The 15,219-nt window shown below is 63.8% G+C and carries 17 protein-coding genes and 1 riboswitch; of the genes, 4 read left to right on the top strand and 13 right to left on the bottom strand.

Annotation, left to right across the window (positions count from 1 at the left end; translation table 11 throughout):
- Window positions 1-251 precede the first annotated feature (251 nt).
- From ACN0YF_RS11185 to ACN0YF_RS11165, 5 genes are all read right to left on the bottom strand, one after another.
- Window positions 252-1,289, bottom strand: a complete 1,038-nt coding sequence (locus tag ACN0YF_RS11185) for a hypothetical protein (RefSeq protein ID WP_417494439.1) — start codon at window positions 1,287-1,289, stop codon at window positions 252-254.
- 407 nt (window positions 1,290-1,696) lie between these two features.
- Complete coding sequence (locus ACN0YF_RS11180) at window positions 1,697-2,104, bottom strand: hypothetical protein (RefSeq protein ID WP_417494438.1); 408 nt, start codon at window positions 2,102-2,104, stop codon at window positions 1,697-1,699.
- 116 nt (window positions 2,105-2,220) lie between these two features.
- Entirely contained in the window at window positions 2,221-4,101 is a 1,881-nt protein-coding gene (gene thiC, locus ACN0YF_RS11175; RefSeq protein ID WP_417494437.1) for a phosphomethylpyrimidine synthase ThiC, read from the bottom strand.
- Window positions 4,102-4,111: 10 nt separating this feature from the next.
- Complete coding sequence (locus ACN0YF_RS11170; RefSeq protein WP_417494436.1) at window positions 4,112-4,558, bottom strand: hypothetical protein; 447 nt, start codon at window positions 4,556-4,558, stop codon at window positions 4,112-4,114.
- Window positions 4,555-4,920: an MmcQ/YjbR family DNA-binding protein gene (locus ACN0YF_RS11165; RefSeq protein WP_417494435.1), complete on the bottom strand. Its 366-nt coding sequence runs from the start codon at window positions 4,918-4,920 to the stop codon at window positions 4,555-4,557. Before ACN0YF_RS11165 ends, ACN0YF_RS11170 begins: the two co-directional genes overlap by 4 nt.
- Window positions 4,915-5,017: riboswitch (TPP riboswitch) on the bottom strand. It overlaps the preceding gene by 6 nt.
- A 130-nt stretch (window positions 5,018-5,147) precedes the next feature.
- Here ACN0YF_RS11165 and ACN0YF_RS11160 point away from each other — a divergent pair.
- Both ACN0YF_RS11160 and ACN0YF_RS11155 read left to right on the top strand, forming a co-directional pair.
- On the top strand, window positions 5,148-5,681 hold the full coding sequence (locus ACN0YF_RS11160; protein WP_417494434.1) for a hypothetical protein: 534 nt from the start codon (window positions 5,148-5,150) through the stop codon (window positions 5,679-5,681).
- Window positions 5,682-5,692: 11 nt separating this feature from the next.
- Window positions 5,693-6,247 carry a hypothetical protein gene (locus ACN0YF_RS11155; RefSeq protein ID WP_417494433.1) on the top strand — a complete coding sequence of 185 codons (555 nt, stop codon included), beginning with the start codon at window positions 5,693-5,695 and terminating at the stop codon, window positions 6,245-6,247.
- Here the strand turns inward: ACN0YF_RS11155 and ACN0YF_RS11150 are convergent.
- From ACN0YF_RS11150 to ACN0YF_RS11135, 4 genes are all read right to left on the bottom strand, one after another.
- Complete coding sequence (locus tag ACN0YF_RS11150; protein ID WP_417494432.1) at window positions 6,244-6,843, bottom strand: hypothetical protein; 600 nt, start codon at window positions 6,841-6,843, stop codon at window positions 6,244-6,246. The two genes, ACN0YF_RS11155 and ACN0YF_RS11150, sit on opposite strands and share 4 nt — an antisense overlap.
- A gap of 31 nt (window positions 6,844-6,874) precedes the next feature.
- The gene (locus ACN0YF_RS11145) at window positions 6,875-7,420 is read right to left on the bottom strand and encodes a hypothetical protein (protein WP_417494431.1); all 546 of its coding nucleotides are present in this window, start codon (window positions 7,418-7,420) and stop codon (window positions 6,875-6,877) included.
- On the bottom strand, window positions 7,410-7,964 hold the full coding sequence (locus ACN0YF_RS11140) for a hypothetical protein (protein WP_417494430.1): 555 nt from the start codon (window positions 7,962-7,964) through the stop codon (window positions 7,410-7,412). The genes ACN0YF_RS11145 and ACN0YF_RS11140 overlap by 11 nt, the downstream gene beginning before the upstream one ends.
- Before the next feature lie 119 nt (window positions 7,965-8,083).
- A complete protein-coding gene (locus ACN0YF_RS11135; protein ID WP_417494429.1) occupies window positions 8,084-8,605 on the bottom strand; it encodes a hypothetical protein in 522 nt (173 codons plus the stop codon).
- Window positions 8,606-8,784: 179 nt separating this feature from the next.
- Between ACN0YF_RS11135 and ACN0YF_RS11130 the strand changes: the two genes are divergently transcribed.
- Window positions 8,785-9,879 (top strand): acyltransferase family protein, encoded by a 1,095-nt coding sequence (locus tag ACN0YF_RS11130; protein ID WP_417481005.1) that lies wholly within the window; start codon window positions 8,785-8,787, stop codon window positions 9,877-9,879.
- 4 nt (window positions 9,880-9,883) lie between these two features.
- Here the strand turns inward: ACN0YF_RS11130 and ACN0YF_RS11125 are convergent, their stop codons facing one another.
- The 3 genes from ACN0YF_RS11125 to ACN0YF_RS11115 all read right to left on the bottom strand — a co-directional run bounded on the left by ACN0YF_RS11125 (window position 9,884) and on the right by ACN0YF_RS11115 (window position 14,251).
- Entirely contained in the window at window positions 9,884-11,611 is a 1,728-nt protein-coding gene (locus ACN0YF_RS11125; RefSeq protein ID WP_417494428.1) for a hypothetical protein, read from the bottom strand.
- Between the two features lie 117 nt (window positions 11,612-11,728).
- On the bottom strand, window positions 11,729-12,928 hold the full coding sequence (locus ACN0YF_RS11120) for a hypothetical protein (protein WP_417494441.1): 1,200 nt from the start codon (window positions 12,926-12,928) through the stop codon (window positions 11,729-11,731).
- A 33-nt stretch (window positions 12,929-12,961) separates the two neighbouring features.
- The gene (locus tag ACN0YF_RS11115) at window positions 12,962-14,251 is read right to left on the bottom strand and encodes an adenylosuccinate synthase (protein ID WP_417494427.1); all 1,290 of its coding nucleotides are present in this window, start codon (window positions 14,249-14,251) and stop codon (window positions 12,962-12,964) included.
- Window positions 14,252-14,385: 134 nt separating this feature from the next.
- On the opposite strand from ACN0YF_RS11115, the gene ACN0YF_RS11110 reads away from it, so the two are divergent.
- A complete protein-coding gene (locus ACN0YF_RS11110) occupies window positions 14,386-14,949 on the top strand; it encodes a hypothetical protein (protein ID WP_417494426.1) in 564 nt (187 codons plus the stop codon).
- Between the two features lie 10 nt (window positions 14,950-14,959).
- On the opposite strand, the gene ACN0YF_RS11105 is transcribed toward ACN0YF_RS11110, so the two are convergent.
- Window positions 14,960-15,219, bottom strand: a 260-nt coding sequence (locus tag ACN0YF_RS11105) for a hypothetical protein (protein ID WP_417494425.1), incomplete at its 5' end; no start/stop codon positions are given.

Genomic DNA, 15,219 nt, shown 5'->3' with positions numbered 1-15,219 from the left:
CCAGGCGCGCGCCGCAGGGTTGAGTCAGAAAGCCGCCCGCCTGGGCGAGGCCAACCCATAAACCCCTTGCCAGCCAAAGGGCCTCAGGGGACAGGCGCGGTCAAGGGTGAAACCGCGGAGCGGCGCCTGCGGCGCCCTTGACCGCGCCTGTCCCCTGAGGCGGACTCTCGGCATGGGGTTTTGGTGGGGGGTGGGGAGGCTAGAAGTAGATGTGTGCCCCCGCTTTTCCCATTCCAGATTCCCTCAACAAGTCAGCGACCGCGAAGCTTCGATCGATAGCCACGCCGCCGCCGCCTTAGGCCGCGCTCAAAGAGCTTATCGTGCAGAAGCGATGTGAGCCTATCTTGCCATCCATCAGTATGCACTACGCGATCAAAGTGTGCGTCCTGATCACGTAGAAGATCGAGCCGCGACCGTTGCGACGCTTCGTCCCAATCTTGATACAGCAAATAGACTGCGTTGCCGTATTTGAGATTCTCGAACACGACTAAATCGTCAGCGAACTGTGCACCAAAATACGAGCCAAAGCCCCCCTGACCGCGGATGTAGGCTTTCGGCTCGAACCCCTCGAACAATCGCACCCGATCACGAACACCTTTCTCGAAGTCGGGCGCATTCATCGGATACGCCGACCCCAGCAAGCGAGCAACCACTTCGTCAGCGGTGCCCGGTGGGAAAATCTGCCAGTCTAGGGTGACGGTTGAAACGTATTCTTCACGCGTGGCGTTGCTTGCGAACACGCCAGTGACGCCCGTATTCTCTTGCAGGACGTTAATCGCCCAAAGCAGCATCAAGTCGAATTCGGCCATATCCCGGCTAAGCATGGGCGAGAGAGAGAATTTGACCACCACGTGCTCGCCGCCTTTATCTTCCAGCACACTTGCTTCGATGGTCATGCCCTGCGGCTCGAAAGTTTGGTGCTGATAGACGTCTTTCGTCCGTGAGTGCATCGTCCATCCGTTGCGCGCACCGTCCCCAAAGTTTGGTGACTCGAAAGTCCATGTCTTTTGGACCATCGGCCAATCTTTGCGCTTACGGTCCCAACCATGCGCGTTTCGCTCAGACCACTTTCCAGCGTCAGCAGGCGGTTGAGTTGGACCAGCGGCGATGATGGAGGAGCCGTCTATACTCAATCCAACGTGGCAGTACTGCCCCGCTTCAAGTTCCTCACGTTTGATCTTTTTGGTCGCGGCAACGGCGATGAGATCGCCGTCAATGTCATTAAGTGCGTTCTGCACAAACGTCGGGATTTTGCGGAAATTACTCTTCCAAGGAAAACGCTTTGGCATTGTTCAGCCCCCAGCTACGTCGAGAAACATATGGGGACCAAAAGTGAGCAAGCAAGAGCTGCACGGAATATTTGCCAAGTAGAGCCAGCAATCGGTCTTAGTTCAGGTGGGCCGCCGCCAAGCGATGGAAACAGAACTTCAATCCTACGTGGGCACTCTGATCTGGCCCGGAAGTTTCGGCCTCTAATCCGCACGCTCTCCGCCCCCATCGATCAATCGCCTCCCTCACGCTCCCGTCCTCGCTCAAATAAATCTCCCCACCCTTCTCGCGAAACTCCGCCGCCTTCTCCGCCATGCCAGCTACGCGAGGGACGTGTACCTCTGGTACGCGTCCCATGGGAAAACGGAGTCTTCTCCGGCACAGGCACCCAAGGTGCCAGCCCCTCAGCGCGTCAATCGAGCCCGGCTCAATGACCGATATGCTCGATCGCCGTCACACGCTGGCGCAGCACATTGCCGCCCGTCGGATGGCACAGGTCCTGGAGCGTGACGCGGTCGCCGCGATGTACATTCGGCAGCGACTGCCTCAGGGTGACGCTATCGCCCTCGGGAAAGCGGACGCGCGTGGTCCAGATTCTGCGGACTGAACCGCGCGAAGCGGAATCGATCCGCAGCGCCGACAGCTCGACCAGACCGGTGCGCAACTCGCCGCAGGGCACAAGCGCGGCCTGAAACTTCGCCATCCAGACCGGCAGGACGATCAGCACGATGATCATGATGACCCCCAAGGCCACGCCGGCCCAACGGCCCCAGCTCATCCGGGGATCGACCGACTCGATGCGCACATATGGGCGCCAGGGATCGTGCTCTTCCATCAATCAATCGCCTCCCTGGCTTGGCTCAACGAGGGACGTGTATCTCTGGTACGCGTCCCATGGGAAAACGGAGTCTTCCCCGGGACAGGCACCGGAGGTGCCAGTCCCTCAGCCCGTCAATCAATCGGCTCTCTGACTTCGCCGCTCTCGGAGAGATAAATCTCCCCACCCTTCTCACGAAACTCCGCCGCCTTCTCCGCCATGCCCGCTTCCGCATCGACAGCATTCGGCGCCCGCGCAGAGCCAAACTTGTCGCGGATCTCGCGCGTGATCTCCATCGAGCAGAACTTGGGTCCGCACATGGAGCAGAAATGGGCGACCTTGTGGGCGTCCTTGGGCAGGGTCTTGTCGTGGAAATCGCGGGCGGTTTCCGGGTCCAGGGCGAGGTTGAACTGGTCTTCCCAGCGGAATTCGAACCGGGCGCGGGACAGGGCGTCGTCGCGGATCTTCGAGGCGGGGTGGCCCTTGGCGAGGTCGCCGGCATGGGCGGCGATCTTGTAGGTGATGACGCCGGTCTTGACGTCATTGCGGTCGGGCAGGCCGAGATGCTCTTTCGGGGTGACATAGCAGAGCATGGCACAGCCAAACCAGCCGATCATGGCGGCGCCGATACCGCTGGTGATGTGATCATAGCCGGGCGCGATATCGGTGGTCAGGGGGCCGAGCGTGTAGAAGGGCGCCTCGTGGCAACACTCCAGCTGCTTGTCCATATTCTCCTTGATCTTGTGCATGGCGACATGGCCCGGGCCCTCGATCATCACCTGGCAACCCTTGTCCCAGGCGATCTTGGTGAGCTCGCCCAGGGTTTCCAGCTCGGCGAACTGGGCCTTGTCATTGGCGTCGGCGATGGAGCCGGGGCGCAGGCCGTCGCCCAGGGAGAAGGAGACATCATAGGCGCGCATGATGTCGCAGATTTCCTCGAAGCGGGTGTAGAGGAAGCTCTCCTTGTGGTGCGACAGGCACCATTTGGCCATGATCGAGCCGCCGCGCGAGACGATGCCGGTGACGCGGTCGGCGGTCATCGGCACATAGGCCAGGCGCACGCCGGCATGGATGGTGAAATAGTCCACGCCCTGCTCGGCCTGTTCGATCAGCGTGTCGCGGAACACTTCCCAGGTCAGGTCCTCGGCGACGCCATTCACCTTCTCCAGCGCCTGGTAGATCGGCACGGTGCCAATGGGCACCGGCGAATTGCGCAGGATCCATTCGCGGGTGTTGTGGATATTCTTCCCCGTCGAGAGATCCATCACCGTATCCCCGCCCCAGCGGATCGCCCAGACCATTTTGTCGACCTCCTCCTCGACCGAGGAGGTGACAGCGGAATTGCCGATATTGGCATTGATCTTGGTGAGGAAATTGCGGCCGATAATCATCGGCTCCAGCTCGGTGTGATTGATATTGCACGGAATAATCGCGCGGCCGCGGGCGATCTCGTCGCGGACGAATTCCGGCGTCACGAATTCCGGGATGGAGGCGCCAAAGCTCTCGCCATCGGCCATGCGCTCCTTGAAGCCGGCCACCGGCGTCTTGCGGCCGAGATTTTCGCGCTCGGCGACATAGATCATCTCGTCGGTGATGATGCCGGCCCGGGCGAATTCATACTGGGTGACCGGCGCATCACCGACCCCGCGCATCGGCTTGTGCAGGCCGGGAAATTCGCGCGCCAGATATTTGCCCGTCGCGCCGCCATTATCGAGCGGGGTGACCGGGCGCCCCTCATATTCCTCAACGCCGCCCCGCTTCAGGATCGAGGCCAGCCGGATGCGCGGCAGGCCATGCTCGACATCGATCGTCGCGTTGGGATCGCTATAGGGCCCCGACGTGTCGTAAACCCGCACCGGCGGCTCATTCGCCGTCGGATGCAGATCGATCTCGCGATGCGGCACTTTCAGACCCGGCGCGGCAACCGGCGAAGTCCAGACGCGGCGCGAGCCCGGCAATGGCCCGGTGGTGACCTTGGGGGTCTCGAATGAGGCTTGGGTGGTGGGCTTGTTCATTGGGGGTGTCCTAGAGGGCGGTAAAGGGGTGCAAACGAATGAGGAAGAAGAGGGCCGCGGCTGAAAGTCCGATATGGAACGGTGCGACAACCCAGCGGAAGATGAGACGGAGCGCGCGGGCCCAGCCCTGCAGGATCTTGAGATAGGCCGGCGAAGGCCGCCAGGTGAGGAAGGCATTCAGGCTCAACCAGACACACCCGCCGGCGAGGGCGAAGGTCAGCAGGTTCAGCCCGTTCTCCAGATCGCGCGCGCCGGGCGAGACGAGCTGGATCGCGATCACCACCAGTCCGACCGCGCCGACAGGAAGGAAGACCCGCCGCCGCAGGCCGGGATCACCGGTCAGGCGCAGAACCGTTTCGACGGGACGCGGTGCCTGGAACAACATCCACGCGGCCGAGCCAAGCCAGATCGTCGCTGCGGCCATGAGGATGAGCCAGGTGGAGACTGGCGGCGTCATTCGTCCAGGCCCAGCTCGGCGCGCGCCTTCTTCGTCAGCCCGGCCGCGACCAGCCGGTGGCTTTCGCCGAGATAGTCGCGCAGCGTGTCGGTATCGAGGGTCTCGGGGCCGGTCCATTGCAGCCAGCTCATCCCGCGCGCGGCGAGATAGGGGGCGGGGCGGATGCCCGGTTCGTCCTTGTATATCTCGAAGGTCAGGGGCGAGCATTTGAAGGAGATGGCGAAGCCTTCAATGTCCTTGGCCCAGCCGCCAACGGCGAAGATCTTGCCGCCCACTTTCCAGACATGCGCCTCGCCCCATTGCACAACCGTGCTGGTGGCGGGCAGCGTGCCGCAGAATGCGTTGAATTCGGTTTCGTCCATCACCCTCTCCGTCCCGCCGCCGGCATGACCCGGATCCGGTCCTAAGGGTGCTTCTCAGTCACGCTGGCTGGCCAGCGGGACGCCCCTCGGAAATCTGGTGGCGACAATGCAGGCGCGGGGCGATTCTGGCAAGCGGGTTCGGGGTCCCGCAGCGGCCCTCCCCCGTTCCGGGGATGCCCTGCACGGCCCTGGCCGCTAGACTGGGATGGTCAAATGAGGGGAATGCCATGCTCGTCATCACCAGCCTGCTCGCCGCCACGCTGCTCCAGGGCGCAGCGCCGGCAGCCCCCCAGGGCCTGCCCGCCTTTCCCAACGGGCATTATGTCGAGCGCCTCGCCGATGGCGGCTCGGCCTGCGGCGATGCCACGGCGCGCTGGTTCGACCTTGATGTCCGCACCCCGCCGAACTCGCCCTCCGGTATTGACGGCCATGCCGGCAGCCTCGTGATCGCGCTGGGGGCCGCGCCGGTGGATTACCGGCTCACCTACGCGCTCTCCTTCGCCGAACCGGACCCGGCTTTCGACATGCGCACGATGCACATGATCGATGGCAGTGTGACGCTGGAGGACGGGACCTACACCTTGCGAACCAGTTTTCTCACCAGCGCCAATGGCGATGCCGAACTCACCAATGCCTCCGCCTCCGACGGCGGGCCGCCGATTCACCTGGTGATCACAGCCCACGAGCCGCGCACCCATGGCGCCCTGGCCAATGGCGTCGACCTCCAGCCCTTCGAGCGCTGCCGGGCCGGCGCAGACTGACGGAAACTGCCATGCTGATCGCAACAAGCCTGCTCGCCACCCTTCTGCTGCAGGGCGCCGACGCGCCCGCCGAGCTCCCGGGCCTGCCCGCCTTGCCCAATGGCCATTATGTCGAGCGCCTGGCCGATGGCGGCTCCGCCTGCGGCGACGCGTCGGCGCGCTGGTTCGACCTCGAGGTTCGCACGCCGCCGGATCATCCCGCCTGGGTCGATGGCGAGGCCGGCGACCTCATCCTCAGCCTCGGCGGCGCGGCGGCGCGCTACCGGCTCAGCTATGCGCTCTCCCTGGCCGAGCCGGGCCCGGACGCGGAATTCGACCACGGCAGGCGCATCATCAATATGGTCGATGGCTGGCACACCCCGGCGGATGGTTCACCGCCCTACCCGCTACGGAGCCTCATCCTCACCAATCCTGACGGCGATGCCGAGCTTGTCAGCGCCGTCCTCACTTATAATGGCGAGCCGATCATCCTGGTCCACCCGGCCCGCGCACCGGGCGTCCACGGCGCCGCGATGAATGATGATGTGCTGCGCCCCTTCGAACGCTGCGAGGCGGAACAGGGCTAGGCCGGACGGTGTTTCCGGGCGGCAGGGGTCGGCATGAAGCGCTTGAGCAGCCGTGCCTCGACCGCCTGCGCATCGGCCAGTCCGATCAGCGCCTGTGCGGGGTCGCGGATGCCGAAGGGCGAGGACGTCTGATTGATCAGCAGGCTCGCCCCGCCCAGCCCGGCCAGGCGGGAGATATCCGTGATACTACCCTCGCCGAGGCTGCGAACCTGTTTGAAAAGCAGGCCGCGCACCAGAATCAGGCGCCGGTCGGTCAATGCGTATCGGGCCGTCGCATTGCGAAACGTGGTGATCACCAGTCCGGGCAGCGAAAACAGGGACGATGCCCCCATCAACAGAAAGACGCCGATGATGAAGGCAATCACATAATCGAGCGGTGGCGCCAGGCCGCTATTGGCGAGACCGTCCGCCGCCGGTGCCAGCACCTGGATATAGGCGGTCAGCCCGCCGACCAATCCGAGCGCGACCATGCAGAGCAAATAAATCAGCCGCATCCCGAACGCCCCGGCCACATAGAGCAATTGCGGACGGCCCGCCCATTCAACCCGCTCGCCCGGCTGCAGCTCCGCTTCGATTGCCTGACTGCTACTGGTCATGCCCGCCCCGTTATTGCCCCGATTGCCGATGTTATCCGCGCAGCAGCGTTTGCCGTATCAGCCGTTCAACCCGGCGGGCATCCGCAATCCCGATCAGCCCCTGGAAGGGCTGTACCACCGACAGGGCGGCGTGACGATTCTGCGGAGTATGCGTCTTGACGAAGATCAGATCGGCGACCTCATCATCCCCGCTGCGCTGTATTTGGGTGATCATCGCCGGCGGATAGCTGAGAGCGCTGGTCTTGGACTGCAGAAAACCCGGCGGGGTCACGACCAGCACGCGCCTGTCGGTGACGGCATAGACTGTGCGCCAGGCGCCCAGGGCCGCCACGAAAAAGCCGGTGAAGAGAATCACCAGAGCACAGGCCACCGCAATCGCCACGGCCGATTGGGGCCGACCGATACTGACTTCTTCGATCATCGAGGGGATGGCCCACACACAGGCGAAAAACAGGACGGCCATCGGCAGGCCGTACTTCATCATGGCAAGGCGTGCCGGTGTGGGCCGGCCCGTCCAAAGGATGCGTTCTCCGGGATCGAGCTCAGGCTGGAAAATGGATTGCAGCTCAGCGGTCATCAGTGCTCGCCCCCAGCAGGTGTTTGCGGATCAGGCGGTGCACTTCACGTGGCTTTTCGATACCGATCAACCCCGTCGCCGGCACCCAGCGGGCTCCGTTCCCCAAATTGCTCCAATACCCTTTCGTTATGAGCAAGCTCCCACGGCTGTCATCGCCCACACAGATCAGCTCCGAGAGCGCCTTTGGCGCGAAGCTGACCGTCACCGCCTCGGGTTCGAGCACGATCAGTCGCCGGTCGGTCAACACATATCTGACATGGTGTCCGTCGAGAATTTTCATCGCGGACCGGCTTGTCACAAACGCGGCCACCGCGACCAACACTATGAAGACAATCCGCGCATCCCCCAACCAGATGGCTGGCAGGCGCGTGCCCAAAACCATGACACCCAGGAGCAGGCTCAGGATTGCGGCCGAGACCAGAAATGCCCAGCCGCCGCGATCCCACCCCAGCTTCCAGGCATCGGGCTTGCCCGACCAGAGAATACGCTCCCCGGTATCAAGCTCATGGGCCAGAGCACGCTCAAGGTCGGCAATCGAATCCACGCATATTTCCGATGGTCTGATGGAAAGGGGCAAGCCAGACTAAGCAAGACCGGGACGTTGCCGTCAAGCGAGAGACCGGTGGTACCGCCGGGTGCGAAAGGCGGCCCGCCCCGCCCGTCTCAGTTCAGCGCCATCCTTTGCCCGAAACAGGCATCATGCATGGGCAGGAAGGCCGCCGCATCGCGATTGCCGCCCTGCGCCGCATCGGCGAGATAGGCGCGGGCCCGGTAGGGATCGGGCACGCCACGGCCATCGGAGAACATCAGGCCGGCATAGAGCGCGGCCACGCGGCTGCCATGTTCGTCGGCAATGCGGGTCATGGCATGCTCGGCCCGGTCCGAATTGTCATCCCACTGATAGGTGGCCAGGGTGAGTTGGGCCAGGCTGGCGAGACTGGCGCGGTCGTCGGCCTGCAACAGGGTACCGCCCCAGTAGAAGGCCGCAGCCTCAACCGGGATATTGCGCTGGCGCGCCATCTGCTCCAGCGCGGCGGCCATGCCGTCGCCGGTCTGGCCGAGATAGGCATCGCGCGCCTGCGCAAAGCGCGAACAATCATCGGCCAGGGCCGGGGCGGTGAACCCGGCTTGCAGCCCAAGGCTCAGCGCAACCGCCAGTGAAGAATGCAACCGAAAACGGGACATTCGCCCCTCCCTTTTCCCAATACGGGAGAAAGTCTGGGCAGCCCGGCTTAAGCCAGGCCCAAGTTGGGCGCCGGTTTTTTCAACAAATTCAATTCAATAACGAAAGGTTTCCGGCTCTGCGCTGCGCGGCCCGGATATTGCTACTTCCCTAACACAAACGATCAAATGAGGACGAAATCATGCGGGCGATCTTTCATTCCGGCCATGGCCGGCTCGAAAACAAGTCGAACACATTTACCGCCATGCGGATCGCCTTCGCGATTGTCGTTGTCTATGCCCATGCGGTTTTGATCCCGATGGGTCTGCCCTATCACGGTGTCTGGCCGGAATTTGTCGATGCGACGGTACAGCTGGCGCTCGACGGCTTCTTCATCCTGTCCGGCTATATGATCACCGCCAGCCTGCTCAACCGCCCCGACATGACGTCCTTCACCCTGTCACGGGTGCTGCGCATCTTCCCGGGCCTGATTGCGGCCGTCCTGCTGATGTGGCTCGTCGTCGGCCCGCTCTTCACCGAGCTGTCGCTGTCCGAGTACTGGAGCAATAGCCAGACCCTGCAATTCCCGCTGATGGTGATCTCCCAGGCCGACCCGCTGGCCGGCCTGCCGGAAGTGTTCAATGCCTCGCCCATCGGCGGCACGATGAATGGTGCGCTGTGGACGATCCGCTATGAATTGCTCGCCTATCTCGGCGTCGGCCTGCTGGCTGCTGTCGGCCTCTATCGTTCGCGCACCGTGATCCTGATCTGGGCCGGTCTCGCCGTCAGCTTCGGCGCCCTCTACCAGATCTTCGGCTATAGCGGCATTGGCGAAGGCACGATCGGCTCGATGGCCCGTTTTGGCCCGGCCTTCATGATCGGCGCCGGCTTCTATGCCGCCCGTGACCAGATCCCGCTCTCTGCCGGCTATGTCGGCCTGGCCCTGCTCGCCGCCATCGCCAGCCAGGGTACGGCCCTGGGCCCGGTGATGCTGCAGATCGCCCTCGCCTGGCTTTACCTCTGGGTCGGCTTCCTCGATGTGCCCGGCCGGATCGGCAAGGCCCTGCGCGAGGTCGAGGATGTCTCCTACGGCGTCTATATCCTGCACTGGCCGCTGGGCATGATGGCCTTCGCCCTGATGCCGGGTATCGGTGCCAACGCCCTGTTCGCCATCATGACCGTCAGCGCCGTCGCCGCCGGGTGGGTGCTGCGGGTGACAGTTGAAAAGCCAGCCCTGGCCATGAAGCCCCGCCTGCTGAACTGGATGCGCCAGCCGCGCATGGTCGCGGCGGAGTAGGGGCTCAGCGCACCGCCTGGTTTGCCAAGGGCTGGCATCGGACGGGGGGCGCAATGTCGGCCCAGAGCCGGGTCGCCGGAATATCAGCGACATATTGCAGATAGCTTTGCGCGCCCATCTCGCGCCTTGGAAGAATGGATCGGATCTGGTGCTCGCCGCCTGAGATGAACTCGATCCTGACCGGGCGATGGATATTGCCGAACCCGCCCGTTTGCAGCGTCAGAATCCGGTCACCCGCCTGAAAACCGGCGCGCGCGGCCGGCCCGTCGGCCTCAACCTCGGCAATCACGCCCGCCAGCTCATCGGACAGCGTCCAGCCGATCCCGTATTGCGGCCACACTCCCTCGACAAGCGCATACTCAGCTTCGCCGAGGCTCAGTCTGCACGGCAAACGCTGCTCGAGCGCCGGCGCGCCCATCTCACCCCGAAAAAGCCCGAGATGGCTGGCCGTTGACCAGAAGCGGGCTGCGGAGATCGGCGCTGCGTTGCCGCGCATGAGCTCCCGCACGAAGTCGTCAATGGCGGGCGCGAGCGGATCGCCATCGGTCTGCGCGGCCAGATAGAGCCAGGCGAGAAACCCGTAGTCATAAACTTCCAGCTCGGGCGTGTGCCCCAGCTGCCTGTTCTGCAGAGCGATATTGGCGCGATCCTGCAACGCGCCCGGCTCCAGCGCGCCGAGCGCAATCAATACCCTATAGGCGGTAAAGTCGGCCAGCCCCTCGCCGATCCAGTTTGACGTCGCGTCCGGATCAGGCACGCCGAGCCGGCCGGGGGCCCAGAGATGGGCGATTTCATGAGCGACGCCGAGCAGCGGCAGCCGCAGCTCTGCGCCGGGACTGTAGAACATCACCTGCGCGTCTTGCCGGGCTGTTCCGGTGAGATTGGCGAAATCGCCGTGCCGGCCACTCGTTTCGATGAGAAGGACGGCATAGTCCGTAATCCCCACCTCACCCCAGGCGGTTTCGAGGTGGTCCAACATGCGACCGGCCAGATCAGAGACGGCCAACGGCACCGCCTCATCTTCAGCACCATCACGCCCCAGAGACCAGCTATAGGTGACGGCTTCGGACCCGTCTGCCCGATTTGGCCTTCCACTCCAGCCACCTGTCGCGAGATAGGAGAAGCGCAATTCGTCAAAATGGTCGACCTGCCAGACACCTGGCGAGACCTCCGCGGCTCCCGGCAATATGGCGGGCGCGCCATCCGGCAGGCCCACCAGCCTGAGCTCGGTCGCGCCGAACCGGAAGGGGGCGCCCTGCTCATCAAGCGGCCTTGGCGCCAAGAATACCGCCTGCCCGTCAATGAACGCATTGCCGCCATCGGTGATGATGACATTGCAGGCAAGCACATTGTTGATCGTCACCTCCCCTGGCGCCAGGACAGCCGAGACGCGATAGGTGATCTCGACCGGGTCTGCGCTCCGCGGCACAAGGCCGATACGACCGTCGCGCTGGAGATCGAGCGGCGAGAGATCGGCGTTCGCCACGCTCACAATCTCATAGGCCACGCCCGGGCAATCCGGGGTTCTGCGGCTCATGTCGCGCACGTCCAGCGAGGCCATCCCCAAAGCCGGGATGGTGTAGCGGACCTGATAGGCCCATGGAGCGGCAGGTGTTGCGGTATCCGGAATGGTGAGCTCAATCTTGACCCGGTCATCCGCGCTCGCCGGACTGAAACCGCTCAGGGTCAGCGCACATAGGAGGGGCAGCAGGATTGAGCGGGGTCGCATCATCAAAGGTCGGGGCCTCAATACAGACTGCCGCACGGCAACCGGATGAGTGACTTACCGTCAGCGACAACCTTAAGGCCGAGAAGTCAGCCCGTCGATATCAAACTGAATACTGCCAGACTAACCCTCCACCGGCGTCCCGAAGGCGGTGATCGCCAGCCCGAGCAGGCACAGGCTGGCATAGCCCGCCATGCGCAAGGGCTGGCCGCCGGCCCGGCGGGCACCCAATGCCGCGAGTGCGGCCTGCAGCGCGTAATAGAGCGCGAAGGCACGCGAGGCGTAGGCGATGATCTCGAACAGATTGGCCGTCCAGGTCAGCACCAGTCCGGCCCCGACCAGCACGGCATAGGCCTGGCGCAGCTTGATGCGGCCACCGCTCAATTCCACCATCAGACCACCCGAGCCGCCGGTATCGGCGACGGCAGCGCTGAACTGGGCGCTCAGAGCGGCAGCGACCAGCAGGACAGGAAGAATGGGCGCCACGATCCGCATCATGTCGATGATCGCCGTCTCGCTGAAAGGCAGCTCGCTGGGCGTGAAGACGTAGGCGATCAGGCCGATATAGACGATATAGATCGCCGTCGAGATCAGCTGCGCCCGCCGCATCGAGCGGATCCGGGTGGCGGCGTCATAGCTGGCCTTGAGATAGCGTGAGGTCTCGAAGCCCTGGATGGTGACGATCAGGCCGAAGGCCAGGGTGATGGCCGGCCAGCCGGTCAGTTCCGGCGGGGTGAATTGCAGGTCGCCGGCGCGCAAATGCTCGGCATTGAACAGGATCAGTCCGAAAATCAGCCCGGCAATGATCGCCAGCTTGATACCGACCGAGACCTGTTCCAGCCGCTCCAGCGCATGAAAGCCGCGCGTCCAGCCCACCACCAGGATCAGCACCAGCACGGCGCTGGCGAGCAGGCGCGCATGAAACCGGTCATCGACCTCGGTCAGGCTGACGCCGAAGGCGCCGAGCAGGTTGAGATAATAGGCGACCGAAATGATGTAGGCGAAGGCCAGCACCCAGGAGGCGGCGGTCTCGAGGCGGTTCTCCAGCACGCTGCGCTGGCCACCGGTCTGTTCGAGCCGATGGATATTGGCGCGGATCGCGGCACCGAACATCCAGGCCCCCGCGCACAGGCCCGCCATCACCAGCGGCGCGAGATAGCCATAGGAAGTTTCCAGCACCGGTCCGAGTACGAGGAAACCGCTGCCGATGATCGAGGCGAGCGGCGTGATCGTCGCGCGCCACAGACGGTTTTCGGCGACGCGCGGCAGCGCCAGCAAAATGCCGGTGAGCAGGGCAATCGCGAGGATCAGGGCATTCGAGATGGCCATACCCTCACCCCTTCGCCCGCCGGGGCATTACGCCCGGAAGGGGTCCTGCATCAGGATCACGTCCTCGCGCTCCGGACTGGTCGAGACCAGGGCGATCGGACACTCGATCAGCTCTTCGATGCGGCGGACATATTTGACCGCCTCGGCGGGGAGATCGGCCCAGGAGCGCGCGCCGGCGGTCGAGCCCTGCCAGCCTTCAAGCTCCTCATAGACCGGGGTAACCCGGGCCTGGGCTTCCTTGCCGGCCGGCAGATAGTCAAGCCGTTTGCCATCGAGTTCATAGGCGACGCAGACCTTGAGGGTCTTGAAACCGTCGAGCACGTCCAGCTTGGTCAAGGCAACACCGGTGACGCCGCCGACCTGCAGGGTCTGGCGCGTGATCACCGCATCGAACCAGCCGCAGCGGCGCTTGCGCCCGGTGACGGTGCCGAATTCATGGCCGCGCTCGCCGAGCTTCTGGCCGTCATCATCGTGCAGCTCGCTGGGAAACGGGCCCGCGCCGACGCGGGTCATATAGGCCTTGGCGATGCCGAGCACATAACCGACATCCTTCGGGCCGACGCCGGTGCCGGCCGAAGCCTGGCCGGAGACGGTGTTGGATGAGGTCACGAACGGATAGGTGCCGTGATCGACGTCGAGCAGAGCGCCTTGCGCGCCTTCGAACAGGATTTTCTGGTCGGCGCGGATTGCGTCCGCCAGCACACGCCAGACCGGCGCGGCATAGGGGATGATTTTCGGCGCGATCTCGAGGATTTCGGCGAGCAATTGCTCGGCCGGATATTCCGGATGGCCGAGGCCGCGGCGCAGGGCATTGTGATGGTGCAGGATATCGGCAACGCGCGCTTTCAGCGCCGTCTCGTCCATCAGGTCGATGACGCGGATGGCGCGGCGGCCGACCTTGTCTTCATAGGCCGGACCAATGCCGCGGCGCGTCGTGCCGATGGCTTCACCATCATCACGGTTTTCGCGGAAGGCATCGAGTTCGCGGTGGATCGGCAGGATCAGCGCCGCGGTCTCGGAAATCTTGACGACGTCGGGATTGATATCAACGCCCTGGGCGTTGATCCGTTCGGCTTCAGCGATGAAGGCCCAGGGGTCGACCACGACGCCATTGCCGATCACGGAGAGTTTGCCGCGCACGACACCGGAAGGGAGAAGCGAGAGCTTGTAGACCTTCTCGCCGACGACCAGCGTATGGCCGGCATTATGCCCGCCCTGGAAACGCGCCACGACATCGGCGCGATGGCTGAGCCAGTCGACCAGCTTGCCCTTGCCCTCATCGCCCCACTGGGCGCCCACCACGGTTACGTTCGCCATGTCTGACTCCTGTCCTGTCGCGGGTTTTTGTCACGAAGCCGTGACCCGGACCAGATCAATTTGCATTCATCCGGCGATCCCGACAACATCGTGCTGATAATTATTCCTGTCGGCAGATTCATGCGGAGACCGTGATGATTTCAGCAAGAACACTTCTCGCCTCGGCGCTGATGGCCTTTGCCATGGCGCCGATCGCGGGTGCGCAACAAACCCGGCCACAAGCATGCAGCGAAGCCATGCATGATGATTTCGATTTCTGGGTCGGCGAATGGAATGTCTATGCCCCCGATGGCGGCCCCTACCAGGGCCAGAACTCGATCACCAAGACCCAGGGCGGCTGCCTGGTTACCGAGCACTGGAGCGGGGCCAGCGGCAGTACCGGCGAGAGCATGAATTTCTACGATCCCCTCGCCGGTGCCTGGCGCCAGGTCTGGGTCAGCCCGGGCAATTTCATCGACTATACCGGCGGGCTCAATGCCGATGGCGCGATGGAGCTGACCGGCGAGATCTACTATCCGGCCAACAACCTGCGGGCGCCCTTCCGCGGTGTCTGGACGCTGCAAACGGACGGCTCCGTGCGCCAGCATTTCCAGCAGCAGGGCGCCGATGGCAGCTGGTCAGACTGGTTTGTCGGCATCTATGTCAGGCAGGAAACAGACCCGCGCGCGGCGGAGGCGGCGGCTGCCCGCGGCGAATAGCACGCGCAGCTCAGAACTCGACGACGTAATAGTGTTCCATGTCGTAGAGGGCGTAGAGAAGCTCGGTGGGAATGCCGTAGGCGTGTTGCAGGTAATCGCGTTGCGAGGCGTGGATCTGCCAGCCGCGCACCTTGGCCCAGCCCTCGCCCGGCATTTGCAGATTGGGCTCAGGCTGATTGTCGACAACATGCTGGCCACGCTCGCCACCGAAACGACCCATCATGCGCCGCGGCGCCAGGATATAGGCGATGGCGCGCGGCGCCGGTTCGG

Origin of the sequence: Maricaulis sp., from assembly GCF_048270265.1 — a bacterium.
Classification (GTDB): domain Bacteria; phylum Pseudomonadota; class Alphaproteobacteria; order Caulobacterales; family Maricaulaceae; genus Maricaulis.
This window is presented reverse-complemented; position numbering and strand designations above follow the sequence as displayed.

What these genes read in the sequence shown, in the direction of transcription:
- ACN0YF_RS11185 (WP_417494439.1), bottom strand. Translation starts at nt 1,289, where the DNA reads ATGCCAAAGCGTTTTCCTTGGAAGAGTAATTTCCGCAAAATCCCGACG.
- ACN0YF_RS11180 (WP_417494438.1), bottom strand. Translation starts at nt 2,104, where the DNA reads ATGGAAGAGCACGATCCCTGGCGCCCATATGTGCGCATCGAGTCGGTC.
- thiC (WP_417494437.1), bottom strand. Translation starts at nt 4,101, where the DNA reads ATGAACAAGCCCACCACCCAAGCCTCATTCGAGACCCCCAAGGTCACC.
- ACN0YF_RS11170 (WP_417494436.1), bottom strand. Translation starts at nt 4,558, where the DNA reads ATGACGCCGCCAGTCTCCACCTGGCTCATCCTCATGGCCGCAGCGACG.
- ACN0YF_RS11165 (WP_417494435.1), bottom strand. Translation starts at nt 4,920, where the DNA reads ATGGACGAAACCGAATTCAACGCATTCTGCGGCACGCTGCCCGCCACC.
- ACN0YF_RS11160 (WP_417494434.1), top strand. Translation starts at nt 5,148, where the DNA reads ATGCTCGTCATCACCAGCCTGCTCGCCGCCACGCTGCTCCAGGGCGCA.
- ACN0YF_RS11155 (WP_417494433.1), top strand. Translation starts at nt 5,693, where the DNA reads ATGCTGATCGCAACAAGCCTGCTCGCCACCCTTCTGCTGCAGGGCGCC.
- ACN0YF_RS11150 (WP_417494432.1), bottom strand. Translation starts at nt 6,843, where the DNA reads ATGACCAGTAGCAGTCAGGCAATCGAAGCGGAGCTGCAGCCGGGCGAG.
- ACN0YF_RS11145 (WP_417494431.1), bottom strand. Translation starts at nt 7,420, where the DNA reads ATGACCGCTGAGCTGCAATCCATTTTCCAGCCTGAGCTCGATCCCGGA.
- ACN0YF_RS11135 (WP_417494429.1), bottom strand. Translation starts at nt 8,605, where the DNA reads ATGTCCCGTTTTCGGTTGCATTCTTCACTGGCGGTTGCGCTGAGCCTT.
- ACN0YF_RS11130 (WP_417481005.1), top strand. Translation starts at nt 8,785, where the DNA reads ATGCGGGCGATCTTTCATTCCGGCCATGGCCGGCTCGAAAACAAGTCG.
- ACN0YF_RS11125 (WP_417494428.1), bottom strand. Translation starts at nt 11,611, where the DNA reads ATGATGCGACCCCGCTCAATCCTGCTGCCCCTCCTATGTGCGCTGACC.
- ACN0YF_RS11115 (WP_417494427.1), bottom strand. Translation starts at nt 14,251, where the DNA reads ATGGCGAACGTAACCGTGGTGGGCGCCCAGTGGGGCGATGAGGGCAAG.
- ACN0YF_RS11110 (WP_417494426.1), top strand. Translation starts at nt 14,386, where the DNA reads ATGATTTCAGCAAGAACACTTCTCGCCTCGGCGCTGATGGCCTTTGCC.